Source organism: Sphingobium sp. RSMS, from assembly GCF_005406185.4.
GTDB lineage: Bacteria > Pseudomonadota > Alphaproteobacteria > Sphingomonadales > Sphingomonadaceae > Sphingobium > Sphingobium fuliginis.
Map to the genome: position 1 here is coordinate 1,274,361 of NZ_CM191257.1, position 13,663 is coordinate 1,288,023.

The 13,663-nt window shown below is 64.8% G+C and carries 14 protein-coding genes; 7 read left to right on the forward strand and 7 right to left on the reverse strand.

Annotated features, from left to right (window positions below; translation table 11 throughout):
* Positions 1 to 10: 10 nt before the first annotated feature.
* Complete coding sequence (locus EGM87_RS05915) at positions 11 to 1,120, reverse strand: two-component system sensor histidine kinase NtrB (protein ID WP_025548920.1); 1,110 nt, start codon at positions 1,118 to 1,120, stop codon at positions 11 to 13.
* The gene (gene dusB, locus EGM87_RS05920; RefSeq protein ID WP_044663154.1) at positions 1,117 to 2,136 is read right to left on the reverse strand and encodes a tRNA dihydrouridine synthase DusB; all 1,020 of its coding nucleotides are present in this window, start codon (positions 2,134 to 2,136) and stop codon (positions 1,117 to 1,119) included. The genes EGM87_RS05915 and dusB overlap by 4 nt, the downstream gene beginning before the upstream one ends.
* 106 nt (positions 2,137 to 2,242) lie before the next feature.
* Here dusB and EGM87_RS05925 point away from each other — a divergent pair, with 106 nt between their 5' ends.
* Together EGM87_RS05925 and EGM87_RS05930 are read left to right on the forward strand one after the other, a co-directional pair.
* Positions 2,243 to 3,424 (forward strand): bifunctional 2-C-methyl-D-erythritol 4-phosphate cytidylyltransferase/2-C-methyl-D-erythritol 2,4-cyclodiphosphate synthase, encoded by a 1,182-nt coding sequence (locus EGM87_RS05925; protein WP_044662334.1) that lies wholly within the window; start codon positions 2,243 to 2,245, stop codon positions 3,422 to 3,424.
* Positions 3,425 to 3,429: 5 nt separating this feature from the next.
* Positions 3,430 to 3,948, forward strand: a complete 519-nt coding sequence (locus EGM87_RS05930) for a CinA family protein (RefSeq protein WP_025548915.1) — start codon at positions 3,430 to 3,432, stop codon at positions 3,946 to 3,948.
* On the opposite strand, the gene EGM87_RS05935 is transcribed toward EGM87_RS05930, so the two are convergent.
* Both EGM87_RS05935 and lipA read right to left on the reverse strand, forming a co-directional pair.
* Positions 3,894 to 4,370 (reverse strand): type II toxin-antitoxin system RatA family toxin, encoded by a 477-nt coding sequence (locus EGM87_RS05935; protein WP_025548914.1) that lies wholly within the window; start codon positions 4,368 to 4,370, stop codon positions 3,894 to 3,896. The genes EGM87_RS05930 and EGM87_RS05935 overlap by 55 nt on opposite strands.
* Before the next feature lie 4 nt (positions 4,371 to 4,374).
* Positions 4,375 to 5,358: a lipoyl synthase gene (gene lipA, locus EGM87_RS05940; protein ID WP_044662335.1), complete on the reverse strand. Its 984-nt coding sequence runs from the start codon at positions 5,356 to 5,358 to the stop codon at positions 4,375 to 4,377.
* A 20-nt stretch (positions 5,359 to 5,378) separates the two neighbouring features.
* Here lipA and EGM87_RS05945 point away from each other — a divergent pair, with 20 nt between their 5' ends.
* The 4 genes from EGM87_RS05945 (at position 5,379) to alaS (ending at position 9,874) form a co-directional block, all read left to right on the forward strand.
* Positions 5,379 to 6,029, forward strand: a complete 651-nt coding sequence (locus tag EGM87_RS05945; protein ID WP_044662336.1) for a carbonic anhydrase — start codon at positions 5,379 to 5,381, stop codon at positions 6,027 to 6,029.
* Positions 6,029 to 6,763, forward strand: coding sequence for an NYN domain-containing protein (locus EGM87_RS05950; protein WP_044662337.1), 735 nt, complete (start codon positions 6,029 to 6,031; stop codon positions 6,761 to 6,763). Before EGM87_RS05945 ends, EGM87_RS05950 begins: the two co-directional genes overlap by 1 nt.
* Complete coding sequence (locus EGM87_RS05955) at positions 6,763 to 7,044, forward strand: acylphosphatase (protein WP_044662338.1); 282 nt, start codon at positions 6,763 to 6,765, stop codon at positions 7,042 to 7,044. The genes EGM87_RS05950 and EGM87_RS05955 overlap by 1 nt, the downstream gene beginning before the upstream one ends.
* 175 nt (positions 7,045 to 7,219) lie before the next feature.
* Positions 7,220 to 9,874 (forward strand): alanine--tRNA ligase, encoded by a 2,655-nt coding sequence (gene alaS / locus EGM87_RS05960; RefSeq protein WP_044662339.1) that lies wholly within the window; start codon positions 7,220 to 7,222, stop codon positions 9,872 to 9,874.
* Between the two features lie 339 nt (positions 9,875 to 10,213).
* On the opposite strand, the gene ahcY is transcribed toward alaS, so the two are convergent.
* The 3 genes from ahcY to EGM87_RS05975 form a co-directional block, all read right to left on the reverse strand.
* Positions 10,214 to 11,623: an adenosylhomocysteinase gene (gene ahcY / locus EGM87_RS05965; RefSeq protein ID WP_044662340.1), complete on the reverse strand. Its 1,410-nt coding sequence runs from the start codon at positions 11,621 to 11,623 to the stop codon at positions 10,214 to 10,216.
* Positions 11,624 to 11,744: 121 nt separating this feature from the next.
* Complete coding sequence (locus tag EGM87_RS05970; protein ID WP_044662341.1) at positions 11,745 to 12,296, reverse strand: hypothetical protein; 552 nt, start codon at positions 12,294 to 12,296, stop codon at positions 11,745 to 11,747.
* A gap of 163 nt (positions 12,297 to 12,459) precedes the next feature.
* Positions 12,460 to 13,020 (reverse strand): YqgE/AlgH family protein, encoded by a 561-nt coding sequence (locus EGM87_RS05975; protein WP_025550882.1) that lies wholly within the window; start codon positions 13,018 to 13,020, stop codon positions 12,460 to 12,462.
* Positions 13,021 to 13,166: 146 nt separating this feature from the next.
* On the opposite strand from EGM87_RS05975, the gene EGM87_RS05980 reads away from it, so the two are divergent.
* Positions 13,167 to 13,649: a peroxiredoxin gene (locus EGM87_RS05980; protein WP_025550880.1), complete on the forward strand. Its 483-nt coding sequence runs from the start codon at positions 13,167 to 13,169 to the stop codon at positions 13,647 to 13,649.
* Positions 13,650 to 13,663: the final 14 nt, after the last annotated feature.

Consider the following 13,663-nt stretch of genomic DNA (forward strand, 5'->3'; position numbering starts at 1 on the left):
CTCGCCGCCATCAACCCGTTCCCATCGGCAGCAGGATGCGGAAGGTCGATTCCCCTGCCTCATGATCGCGCGAATATTGCACGAACCCGTTCATGTCGCGCACCAGCTTGTCCACCAGCGCCAGCCCCAGCCCCGTTCCGTCCCGCCTGCCGGTGATGAAGGGATTGAACAGGTGATCCAATATATGCTCCGGCACGCCCGGCCCATTGTCGACCACCAGGATTTCGATGGGCAGCACCGCGCTGCCCTTCCCCTTGCCGACCACTACGGAAACGCCATGGCGAAACGCCGTCTCCACCCTTATCCGGGGCTTCCTGCTGTGCTCCAGCGCCTCGGCGGCATTTTTGAGCAGGTTGATCATCACCTGCACCAGCGCATCCTCGTTGATATTGGCGAATGGCAGGGATGGATCATAACTCTTTACGATCCTTATATCCTTTGCGAATCCGGCGGCGGCGATATTCGCCGCCCGGTCGATCAGCGGATAGATGTTGCCGCTGCGGCACTCCAGGGTCCGGTCCGTCGTGAAGTCCTGCATCCGGTCGATCAGCGCGGCGATTCTGTCCACCTCATTGCAGATGAGTTGCGTCAGCGCGGCGTCCCGTCCGTCATTGCCCGATTCCAGCAACTGGGCCGCGCCCCTGATGCCCGACAGCGGATTCTTGATCTCATGCGCCAGGATCGCCGCCGCGCCGATGGCCGATCGCGCGCCGCCCGCCGTACCGCGATGGCCGATCTTGCGCGCCTGGCTCTGGGTGTGGATCGATACGACGCGCCAGCCTTCATGATCGACGATGGGCGCGATCATCAGGTCGACCTCCATTTCCGCCGTGCGCCCCGCATGCACGCGGATGTCATAGGCGGCGATCGGCTTGTTGCTGTGCCAGATGTCGAAGCGCGCGCCCATTTCCGCCATGCGGATGGTCCGCGCTATGTCGCTGCCGACAATGGCCGATCGCGCCATGTTGAGCAGCGTTTCGGCGCGGACATTGGCATCGGCGATGCTGTTGTCCGGCCGCACCACCAGGGTCGCGACCGGCAACGCCGTCATCAGTTCGGAAAGCGAAGGCCCATCCTGTTGCGGTCGAAGCGACGGGATGGTCGTCATGGCCGCCGTCATGCCGCCTTGCGCGTCTCGACCGGCCCCTCGTCGGCGATCAGCGGTTCGTAGAAGCGCGCCAGCATGTCCAGCACGACATCGCCGTCCGGCTCCTGGTTCACCGCATTGCGGAACTCGGCCGAACCCGGCAGCCCCTTGGTGTACCAGCCGATATGCTTGCGGGCCATGTTGACGCCGGTATGATTGTCATAATGCTCCAGCATCGCGCGATAATGTTCCGTAATCACGCGATATTGTTCCTCCAGCGCAGGATCGGCCAGCCGTTCCCCCGTGCGGAACCAGTGCATCACCTGCCCGATCAGCCAGGGCCGCCCATAGGCGCCCCGCCCGATCATCACGCCGTCGGCGCCGCTCTGCTTCAGCGCCGTCTCGGCATCGTCGATGGAGCAGATGTCGCCGTTGACGATGACGGGCAGCGACACCGCATCCTTCACGCTGCGCACGAAGGCCCAGTCGGCCGACCCCTTGTACATCTGGCAGCGCGTGCGGCCATGAACGGTGATCAGCTTCGCGCCCAGATCCTCCGCGATCCGGGCCAGTTCGGGCGCGTTCAGGCTGGCATGATCCCAACCCATGCGCATCTTGACCGTGACGGGCACATCGACGGCCTTCACCGTCGCTTCGATCAGCGAAGCGGCCAGCGGCAGGTCGCGCATCAACGCGCTGCCCGCATCGCCATTCACGACCTTTTTAACCGGGCAGCCCATGTTGATGTCGATGATCGCCGCGCCGCGATCCGCGTTCAGCTTGGCAGCCTCCGCCATTTCCGTGGGCGAACAGCCGGCCAACTGCATCGATACGGGCTCCTCCAGCGGATGCCAGGCCGCCTTCTGCAGCGACTGGCGCGTCTCGCGAATCATCGCCGCCGTGGCGATCATCTCGGTCACGTTGAGGCCGGAGCCATAGCGGCGGACCAGTGTCCGGAACGGCATGTCCGTCACGCCCGTCATCGGCGCCAGCACGACCGGCATGTCAATCGTCACCGGACCTATGGAAATCGGGGAAAGCCTCTGCATCATTCCAACACTGCCTAAAAAACAGGCAGCCCTTAGCGGAAATCCGCATCATCGGCAAGCGAGGCGGGGCTGGCGGTTGGCCCGGCACTGCGATACAGGCGCGGCCATGACAGACAGAACCGTCGCTTTGCTGGTCGCAGCAGGTCAGGGCAGCCGCGCGGGCGGCGACATTCCCAAGCAATTCCGGCGCATCGGCGGCAAGCCGGTCCTCGCCCACGCCGTCGACGCGCTGGCCGGACATCCCGCCATCGGTTCTGTTGTCCTGGTCGTCGGCGCGGGGCAGGAGGAGGATGCACGCGCCGCACTGGAAAGCTGCACCGTCTCCGCCATCGTTCAAGGCGCCGACAGCCGCCGCGGGTCCGTCCGCGCCGGTCTTGAGCATATAGCGTCCGCTGGCGGCGCGGCGCGCATATTGGTGCACGACGCTGCCCGTCCCTTTCTCCCCGCGACGGTGATTGACCGGCTGCTCGCCGCGCTGGAGGGTGCGCCCGGCGCCATTCCCGCCTTACCGGTCGCAGACACATTGGTCAGAAGCGAACATGACAAGAGCGACCATGACAAGGCCGGGGACGTCGTCGACCGCGATGGCCTGTTCCGGGTCCAGACGCCGCAGGCCTTCCGCTTCGATGCCCTGCTGGCCGCGCACAGAAGCTGGGACGGCAATCGGGAAGCAACCGACGATGCCCAGATATTGCGGCATTCGGGCCATGACGTCACACTGGTCGCTGGCGATGAAAGGCTGGAAAAATTGACCTATGCCGAGGATTTCCTCCGCGCCGAAGCTCGGCTGGGCGCTGCCCGCAGCGTCCGGACCGGCATGGGTTATGACGTCCACCGGCTAGCCCCCGATGAGGAGCTCTGGCTCTGCGGGGTCCGCGTTCCGCACGACCGGGGCCTCGCTGGGCACAGCGACGCGGACGTGGCGATCCACGCGCTGGTGGATGCGCTGCTGGGCGCACTGGCGGAGGGCGACATCGGCAGCCATTTCCCGCCCTCCGACCAGCAATGGCGGGGAGTCGCCTCCTCCCGTTTCCTGGAATATGCGGCGGAGCGCGTCGCAAAACGGGACGGCTTTATCGAGCATGTCGACCTGACGCTGATCTGCGAGGCGCCGAAAATCGGTCCGCACAGGGACGCCATGCGCGCCCGGATCGCGGAAATCCTGCACCTTCCTCCCGACCGGGTCAGCATAAAGGCGACCACCACCGAACGGCTGGGCTTCGCCGGTCGGCGGGAGGGTATTGCCGCACAGGCTGTTGCCACGCTCTCCCTCCCCGCGCTAATCTGATCGCCATGCCCGATAGCATCCTTCCCGCGTCGCTTGTCGAACTGGCCGAGCGCGTCGTCGCCGCCAACCGTCGCGCCGGCCGCACCATCGCCGTGGCGGAAAGCTGCACCGGCGGCCTTGTCTCCGCCGCACTGACCGAAATCGCCGGATCGTCCGAAGTGTTCGAAGCTGGTTTCGTCACCTATTCCAATGACATGAAGAGCGAGCTTCTCAAAGTATCGCAGGATGTCATCGAAACCTTCGGCGCGGTTTCCATCGCCACCGCCTGGGCCATGGCGCAGGGCGCGCTGAACAAGAGCCACGCCAATGTCGCCGTCGCCATCACCGGCATAGCCGGCCCCGGCGGCGGATCGGAGCAGAAACCTGTCGGCACCGTCGTCTTCGCCCGCGCCGAACGCGGCGCCAGCCCCGACAAGATCGTGGCCGACATGCATTATTTCGGGGATACGGGCCGGGGCGGCGTCCGCCTTCAGGCGGCGCTGTGCGCGCTCGAACTGCTGCTGCCCGACTCGCCCGCGCCATAAAGCTCCGCCGCGCGGGTTTCGAACGCGCCGATCATCTTGCGCAGCGCCTTGTCGAACACCTGGCCGGCCAGCATCTCGAACAGCTTGCTCTTGAATTCGAACTCGACCTCGAAATCCACCAGAACGCCGCCCTTGCCGTCGTCGCGAAAGCTCCATTCATTGTGGAGATGCTTCAAGGGCCCATCCAGATAATCGACCCGCACATGATCCGGCCTATGCTTGTGCACGCGGGACGTGAAGCTCTCCTTGATCCCCTTGAACCCGACGATCATGTCCGCGACCATTTCCGAATCGCTGTCGGACCGCACCCGGATCGCGCTGACCCAGGGCAGGAATTCGGGATAGGCCTCCACATTCGCCACCAGGTCGAACATCTGTTCGGGCGTATAGGGAAGCGGCCTCGTTTCGTTATGCTTTGGCATCGGCTTATTGGCCGGCCTTCGCCAGTTGCGCCTCGCGGGCCGCGCGCATTTCCGCGAAATCCTTGCCCGCATGATAGCTCGAGCGGGTCAGCGGGCTCGACGCCACCTGCAGGAAGCCCTTGGCCCGCGCAATCGCCGCATAGGCGTTGAACGCCGCCGGAGTGACGAACTCCATCACCTTGGCGTGCTTGGGCGTCGGCTGGAGATATTGCCCCATGGTCAGGAAGTCGATGTCGGCGGAGCGCATGTCGTCCATCACCTGATGGACCTCCAGCCGCTCCTCCCCCAGACCCAGCATGATGCCCGACTTGGTGAAGATCGACGGATCGAGCTTCTTCACCGTCTCCAGCAGCCGCAGCGACGCATAATAGCGCGCGCCCGGGCGAATGGTCGGATAGAGGCGCGGCACCGTCTCCAGATTATGGTTATAGACGTCCGGTCGCGCCGCGACGATCATCTCGACGGCGCGTTCATGCTTGTTGCGGAAGTCCGGCGTCAGGATTTCGATGGTCGTGTCCGGGGTCGTGCGGCGCAGCGCCTCGATCACCTTCACGAACTGCGACGCGCCGCCATCGGGCAGGTCGTCGCGGTCGACGGAGGTGATGACGATATGCTCCAGCCCCATTTCCGCGCAGGCATCGGCCAGATTCTGCGGCTCGTTGGGATCGACCTTGCGCGGCATGCCGGTCTTGACGTTGCAGAAGGCGCAGGCCCGCGTACAGACATCGCCCAGGATCATCACGGTCGCATGCTTCTTGGTCCAGCACTCCCCGATGTTCGGGCAGGCCGCCTCCTCGCACACCGTCGCCAGCCCCTTGGTCCGCATCAGCTTGCGCGTCTCGTGATAGCCGGGGCTGGTCGGCGCCTTCACGCGAATCCAGTCGGGCTTGCGGGCGCGCTCGGGACGAGTGGCGGGCGCGGGGATCGGGACGATGTCGGTCATGCGCCCCAGATAGCGATGCGAGAGCGCTCTTGCCAGCCCCATCATTGTTCGGCACAGACCGGCGCATGACCGATTTCGCTGATATGCTCGCCGGCTATCGCCGCTTCCGCAACACCGGTTGGACCCAGCAGCGGGAGCGATGGGATGAACTGAGCGAGGGGCAGAGCCCCCGCGTCATGGTCATCGCCTGTTCCGACAGCCGAGTCGATCCCGCACAGATATTCGACACCAGCCCCGGCGAGATCTTCGTGGTCCGCAATGTCGCGGCGCTGGTGCCCCCCTTTGAAACCAATCCCGGCCGCCACGGCGTCTCCGCGGCGCTGGAATTCGCGGTCCAGGTGCTCAAGGTGGGCGAGATCGTCGTCATGGGCCATGGCAAATGCGGCGGCTGCAAGGCGGCGCTCAGCCATTCGCTGAAAGACGCGCCTCCCGGCGAGGGCGGCTTCATCCACAACTGGATCGAACTGCTGGACGAAGCGCGGGAAAAGGTGGTCCAACGCTTTGGCGCGGATGACGGCCGCGACGCCGAACGCGCCATGGAGCAGGAAGGCGTCAAGGTCAGCCTGGCCAATCTGCGCACCTTCCCCTGCGTCCGCACTAAGGAACGGAGCGGCGAGATCAGGCTGATCGGCGCCTTCTTCGCCATTGCCGACGGCCAGCTCCACCTGCTGGACGAGGCGAGCGGCCAGTTCAGCCCGGCGGCGCTGGAAGCCTGATGACCGCGCCGATCCCCAGCGGCAATATCGCCCTGCTGATCGATGCCGACAATGTCTCCGCCGACCATTTCGACCCGGTGCTGACGGTCCTGGCGGAACTGGGCACCGTCAATATCCGGCGCGCCTATGGCAATTGGAGCAAGCCCGCGCTCAAGGGATGGGCGCGGCAGGCCGTGACGCAGGCCATCGAAACGCAGCAGCAGTTCGACCTCACCCGGGGCAAGAACGCCACCGACATGAAGATGACGATCGACGCCATGGACCTGATGGCGTCGGGCCGGGTCACCGGCTTCGGCCTGATGTCGAGCGACAGCGATTTCACGCCGCTCGTCACCCGCATCCGGCAGGAAGGCCTGCCGGTCTATGGCTTCGGAACGGACAAGACGCCGCAGGCCTTCCGCAGCGCCTGCACCCGCTTCATCGACGTCGGGGCGCTCGCCAGCGCAAGAACGGCGCCCGCCGAACTGGAGGAGTCGGCGGCGGAACCCGCCTCCCCCGACGCGCCCGAAGTCGCGCCCGATCTCGTCAAGCTGTTGATCGACGCCTATAATGCCGTCAAACGCGACGATCAGGGCTTCGCCCGCCTCAGCGAAGTGGGCCAGCTCGCCGGGAACCGCTCCAGTTTCGACACGCGCAACTATGGGTTCAAGCGGCTGTCCGACCTTGTCCGCTCGATCAATAATTTCAAGGTGGAGAGCCGCGACGGCCAGACCTGGATCAAGCGGGTGCACTGATGACCATCCTCGCCCGCCACCTGACGATCCTCGGCCGGGTGCAGGGCGTGTTCTACCGCAACTGGGCCGTCGAAACGGCCCGGGGTCTCAACCTGACAGGCTGGGTACGCAACCGCATGGACGGCAGCGTGGAGGCGCTGGTGGAAGGACCGCGGGATGCGGTGGAGCGGTTCGTCCTGCTGGCGCGACAAGGCCCGCCCGCCGCGCAGGTCGCGCGGATAGAGGCCAAGGATGTCGCGGTCGGGGGACATGAATCATTTCAGAAGCGGCCGACCGCCTGACTTCGCCGGGCGGGCGGACGGGCGGAAAGGAAAATCGCGTCCTTGGGCCGAGGCGAGCGGCCCCGTCCGCTTTTCCGGCCCGCCTGTCTCAGCGGGCAACCCCATCGGCCGATATTCCCATGAACGACGAAAAGCCCCGCTTGTGCGTTGGAGCGCTTCCCACTAAATCGCCCGCATGACATCGACCAACGACATTCGCCGCTCCTTCCTCGACTATTTCGGGGCCAACGGCCACACCATCGTTCCGTCCGCGCCTCTCGTGCCGCACAACGACCCGACGCTGATGTTCGTCAATGCGGGCATGGTGCCGTTCAAGAATGTCTTCACCGGCCTTGAATCCCGCCCCTACACCAAGGCGACGAGCAGCCAGAAGTCGGTCCGCGCCGGCGGCAAGCATAACGACCTCGACAATGTCGGCTATACCGCGCGCCACCATACCTTCTTCGAAATGCTGGGCAATTTCAGCTTCGGTGATTATTTCAAGGAACAGGCGATTACCCATGCCTGGACCCTGCTGACGAAGGAATGGGGCCTTTCGCCCGAAAAGCTGACGGCGACGGTCTATCACACCGACGACGAAGCCTTCGACCTGTGGAAGAAGATCGCCGGCCTGCCGGAGGAGCGGATCATCCGCATCCCCACCAAGGATAATTTCTGGGCCATGGGCGACAGCGGCCCCTGCGGCCCCTGCTCGGAAATCTTCTACGACCATGGCGACCATATCTGGGGCGGTCCTCCCGGAAGCCCGGAGGAAGATGGCGACCGTTTCGTCGAGATCTGGAACCTCGTCTTCATGCAATATGAGCAGGAAGCGAACGAGATCGTCTCCGAACTTCCCAAGCCCAGCATCGACACCGGCATGGGTCTGGAACGCATCGCGGCGGTCCTGCAAGGCGTCCACGACAATTACGACACCGATACCTTCAAGGCGCTGATAGAGGAATCGGGCGCACTGACGAAAACCGCCACCGATGGCGAGTATAAGGCCAGCCACCGCGTCATCGCGGATCATCTCCGCTCCACCAGCTTCCTGATCGCGGACGGCGTGCTGCCCGCCAATGAAGGCCGCGGCTATGTGCTGCGCCGCATCATGCGCCGCGCCATGCGCCACGCCCATATCATCGGCGCCAAGGAGCCGTTGATGCACCGTCTGGTCGGCAGCCTCGTCTCCGAAATGGGCGGCGCCTATCAGGAACTGGTCCGCGCCCAGCCGCTGATCGAGGAAACCCTCCTGCGCGAGGAAACCCGGTTCCGCCAGACGCTGGAAAAGGGACTGAAGCTGCTCGACGAAGCGACCGGCGACTTGTCGGAAGGCGGCACGCTGCCTGGGGAGACCGCGTTCAAGCTCTACGACACCTATGGCTTCCCCTATGACCTGACCGAAGACGCGCTTCGCTCGCGCGGCCTCAGCGTCGACCGCGAAGGCTTCGACAAGGCGATGGCCGAACAGAAGGCCGCCGCCCGCGCCGCGTGGAAGGGCTCAGGCGAAAAGGCCTCGGACGAAATCTGGTTCGACATTGCCGAAAAGGCCGGCAATACCGAGTTCATCGGCTATAGCTCGACCGAGGGCGAGGGCGAGGTGCTGGCGATCGTCAAGGACGGTGTGAACTTCGACAGCGCGAGCGCTGGCGAGACGGTCACGATCATCACCAACCAGACGCCGTTCTACGGCGAAAGCGGCGGCCAGATGGGCGATGCGGGCACGATCAGCGCGCAGTCCGGCCTGGTCGCGGATGTCGAGGACACCGCGAAGCCGCTGGGCCGCCTCCATGCGCACCGGGCGAAGGTCGGCGCGGGCAGCGTCAAGCTGGGCGACACGGTTCACCTCAGCGTCGACGTCGGCCGCCGCGACCGCATCCGCGCCAATCACAGCGCCACCCATTTGCTTCATGCCGCGCTCCGTAACCAGCTCGGCGCCCACGTCACGCAGAAGGGCAGCCTCGTCGCACCCGATCGTCTGCGCTTCGACTTCTCCCATCCCGAGGCGCTGACCCACAGCCAGATCGCCGCCATCGAAGCCGATGTGAACGAACAGATCCGCCACAATGAAGCGGTGACGACGCGCCTGATGACGCCGGACGACGCCATCGCCGCCGGCGCCATGGCCCTGTTCGGTGAGAAATATGGGGACGAGGTCCGCGTCCTCTCCATGGGCAAGGGCGATGCGAACAGCTATTCGGTCGAATTGTGCGGCGGCACCCATGTCCGCGCAACCGGCGACATCGCGATCTTCAAGATCATCTCGGAAAGCGCCGTTTCGTCTGGCGTCCGCCGCATCGAAGCGCTGACCGGCGAAGCTGCGCGCCTCTGGCTCTCCGACCGCGAAGACCGGCTGCGCCAGTCCGCCGCCGCACTCAAGACGACGCCGGAGGAAGTCCCTGCCCGCATCGCCGCGCTGGTCGAACAGAGCCGCAAGCTGGAACGCGAGCTCGCCGAAGCGAAGAAGGCGCTGGCGCTGGGCGGCGGGGGTTCCGCACAGGCGGCGGGTCCGGAGAAGGTGGGCTCGGTCAACTTCATCGGTCAGGTGATCGAGGGGCTCGATCCCAAGGAACTGCGCGGATTGGTCGATCAGAACAAGGCAACGCTCGGCAGCGGCGTCTCCGCCGTCCTGGCGGTGGTCGATGGCCGCGCCAGCATTGCCGTCGGCGTCACCGACGACCTTGTGAACACGATCAGCGCCGTGGATCTGGTCCGCGCAGGCGTCGAAGCCTTGGGCGGCAAGGGCGGCGGAGGCCGTCCCGACATGGCCCAGGGCGGCGGTCCGGAAGGCGACAAAGCGCAGGCGGCGATCGAAGCGGTCAGGGCAGCCCTCGCCAGCGGGCCTGCATAACCGCGCGGCCGGCCCGATATTCGACCGCAGGCCATGCACCGCGGGGTGAGCGGCGCCCTCCTTCTACCCGGAAGGACGGAGTCGCTCTCCCACCCGTTCAGCTTGCGCCTGTCGAAGCCCCGCTTCTTTCTCGAAGAGAAGCGCTCCACGGCAAGCCCAAAGAGACGGATATTGGGTGATCCGGTCCAGACCCGACAGCAACAGGGCTGAGTGCCTGGCTCTCTGCAAGAAGGAATGGAACTGCACGACCGGCTCACGGCAACCTGACCCGGCACAAAAGCACGTACCGCCCAAGCCCAAAAAAAAGGGGAGGCTCGATGCCTCCCCTTCCCATCCCGCTCAGTAGCGGTAATGATCCGGCTTGAATGGCCCTTCCTGGGTCACACCGATATAGGCGGCCTGCTTGGGCGTCAGCTTCGACAGCTTCACGCCCAGCTTCTCCAGGTGGAGCGCCGCCACCTTCTCGTCCAGATGCTTGGGCAGCACATAGACGTCGTTCTTATACTCATCCGACTTGGTCCAAAGCTCGATCTGCGCCAGCACCTGGTTGGTGAAGGACGATGACATGACAAAGCTCGGATGGCCGGTGGCGCAGCCCAGGTTCACCAGCCGGCCCTTCGCCAGCACGATGATCTTCTTGCCGTCGGGGAACTCGACCTCGTCGACCTGCGGCTTGATCTCGGTCCACTTCATGTTGTTGAGGCCCGCGATCTGGATCTCGCTGTCGAAATGGCCGATATTGCACACGATCGCCATGTTCTTCATGGCGCGCATATGGTCGACGGTGATGACGTCCTCATTGCCGGTCGCGGTGACGAAGATGTCGGCGCGGGTGGCCGCCTCTTCCATGGTGACGACTTCATAGCCCTCCATTGCCGCCTGCAACGCGCAGATCGGATCGATCTCCGTCACCAGCACGCGCGCACCGCCATTGCGGAGCGAAGCGGCCGAACCCTTGCCCACGTCACCGAAGCCGGCGACCACGGCGACCTTGCCGGCCAGCATGACGTCGGTGGCGCGACGGATGGCGTCGACCAACGATTCCTTGCAGCCATAGAGATTGTCGAACTTCGACTTGGTGACGCTGTCGTTGACGTTGATCGCCGGGAAGGGCAGCTTGCCCTTCTTCGCCAGTTCATAAAGGCGGTGGACGCCGGTCGTGGTCTCTTCCGACACGCCCTTGATGGCCTTGACCGTCTCGGTCAGATAGCCCGGACGCTCGGCCAGGAAGCGCTTCAGCGTCGCGACGAAGATTTCCTCTTCCTCGTTGCCGGGGGTGAACAGTTCTTCCCCGGCCTCGACGCGGGCGCCCCACAGCGCGAACATGGTGGCGTCGCCGCCATCGTCCAGGATCATGTTGCAGACCGTATCGCCCCAGTCGAAGATGCGGATGACATAGTCCCAATATTCCTCCAGCGTCTCGCCCTTGACGGCGAACACCGGGATGCCCCGCGCGGCGATGGCGGCGGCGGCATGATCCTGGGTCGAGAAGATGTTGCACGACGCCCAGCGGATTTCGGCGCCCAGTTCCGCCAGCGTCTCGATCAGCACGGCGGTCTGGATCGTCATGTGCAGCGACCCGGTGATGCGCGCGCCCTTCAGCGGCTTGGCGGCGCCGAATTCGGCGCGCAGGGCCATCAGGCCCGGCATTTCGGTTTCCGCGATTTCGATTTCCTTGCGGCCGAAAGCGGCAAGGCCGATGTCGCGGATCACATAATCCTGCGCCTGGGTGGCGGGTGCGGTGGCCACGAGCCTGTCTCCATATCGTTAAGATTGAGGCCGCCGCCCGATTGAACGAACGGCGACGATGGGCTGGGCTTTACCAATCGCCGCCATCCAAGGCAACTCAATATAAAGTTTTCTTTATGTCTTATTCGGCAGGACCGCGCACCGCGACCTTCACCGGCGCGCCGGATGAGGTCCCGTCCGTTTTCCGCACCTTCTCCGCCACCGCCGTGACGATGTCGCACCGCGCGCCGGACAGATGCGGGCTGATCGCCGCCGCATCGGCCAGTTCCAACAAGGCCGACCGGCTGGGCGGCAGGGCGTTGGCGGCGTCCGTGATCGACTGGAGGTCGCGGCAGTCCAGCCCGTCCGCGCCCGCGCCATAGACATTGGCGAGGCCCGTGACGTAATTGTCATAAGCCCCCAGCGCGCCAACCGCCCCGGCGGCCGAGCGGAAATGCTCGCGCAGCTCGTCATTCACCTGCGTCAGCGTCTCGCGCTTTTCCCGGATGAAGCGGTTATAGCTGGCAAGGAAGTCATGTCCCGTCGCCCGGCACCGCAGCGCAGATACCATCAGCATCATCTCGAAATCCCGGATTTGCGCTGCTTCCACGGCGGTCTGCTTCCAGCAGGTCGCCGCCGTGGCCGGCGCAAGCGGCATCGTCGCGGCAAGCGCCGCTGCGATCAATATCCTCATGAGTTGAACCCCCGTCCAATTGCCCGAGGATCAGGGTGCGCTCATCCGGTTGCCGGACTCTCAACGGCGAAGGTTAGCCGGATTTTACCGTAAAGGGTTCAGTTACGCCAAGGCAACAAGCCCCCAATGCAGCCATGCTTACGGTGACGTTCCGAAAGGCCGGTCAGGCCGATCCCGCGCCGCTGACCAGATGGGAGGCATCGACTCCGGCCGCGGCATAGGCGGCCGACCATTTCCGCGCCGCCGGCACGTCGAACAGAAGCTCAGGGGTGCAGTCGGTCGGAAACCAGCTTTCCCCGTTCATTTCCTCATCCAGTTGCCCCGCGCCCCACCCGGCATAGCCAAGCGCGACCAGATAGCGACTCGGCCCCTTCCCTTCCGCAATCGCCTTCAGTATCTCCAGCGAGCCGGACAGGCCCCATCCTTCGCCCACGGCGACCATGTCATGACCGCTCCAGTCCAGGGAATGCAGGACGAAGCCGCGCCGGGGTTCGACCGGCCCGCCGCGCAGCACGGGAGAATCCGGAACGTCGCCGGGTTCGATGTCGAAGCTCTCCAGCAGGTCGTGCAGGCTGACCCCGTCGATCTCATCGCTGACCGCGATCCCCAACGATCCATTCTCGTCATGCACGCACATGGCGATGACGGAATGATCGAACCGCATGTCCTCCATTCCCGGCAGGGCAAGCAGGAACTGTCCGGCATAGGAGCGTGCTGTGGTCATGGCGCGACTATACGCCCCTTGTCGCCTTTGCCAATGGCGGGCCGTCGCTTGGGCGGGGCAGCGCGCCATATTCCATGGCTCCCCCTTGACAGACAGGGCGGCAGGGCCAACGTGCCGCGAACCCCAACAAGGCCAGGAGGCAGACGATGACCATTTCGAAGGGCGAACGCATCCCCAGCACCACTTTCGTCAAGATGACCGAAAACGGTCCCGAGCAGGTTGCTTCGGACGATTTCTTCGCGGGCCGCACCGTCGCGCTCTTCTCCGTGCCGGGGGCCTTCACCCCCACCTGCTCCGCGCGCCATCTGCCCGGCTTCGTCGATAAGGCGGAGGAACTGAAGGGCAAGGGCGTGGATGAAATCGCCTGCACCGCGGTCAACGACGCCTTCGTCATGGGCGCCTGGGGCAAGTCCGCCAGCGCCGACGGCAAGGTGACGATGCTGGCCGACGGCAATGGCGACTTCGCGCAGGCCGTCGGCCTTACCATGGACGGCAGCAAGTTCGGCATGGGCACGCGCGGGCAGCGCTTCTCCATGATCGTCAAGGACGGCGTCGTTACGGAGCTGAATGTCGAAGCGCCGGGTGATTTCAAGGTGTCGTCAGCCGAATATCTGCTCGACCAGATCTGATTTCCGGGGGATGT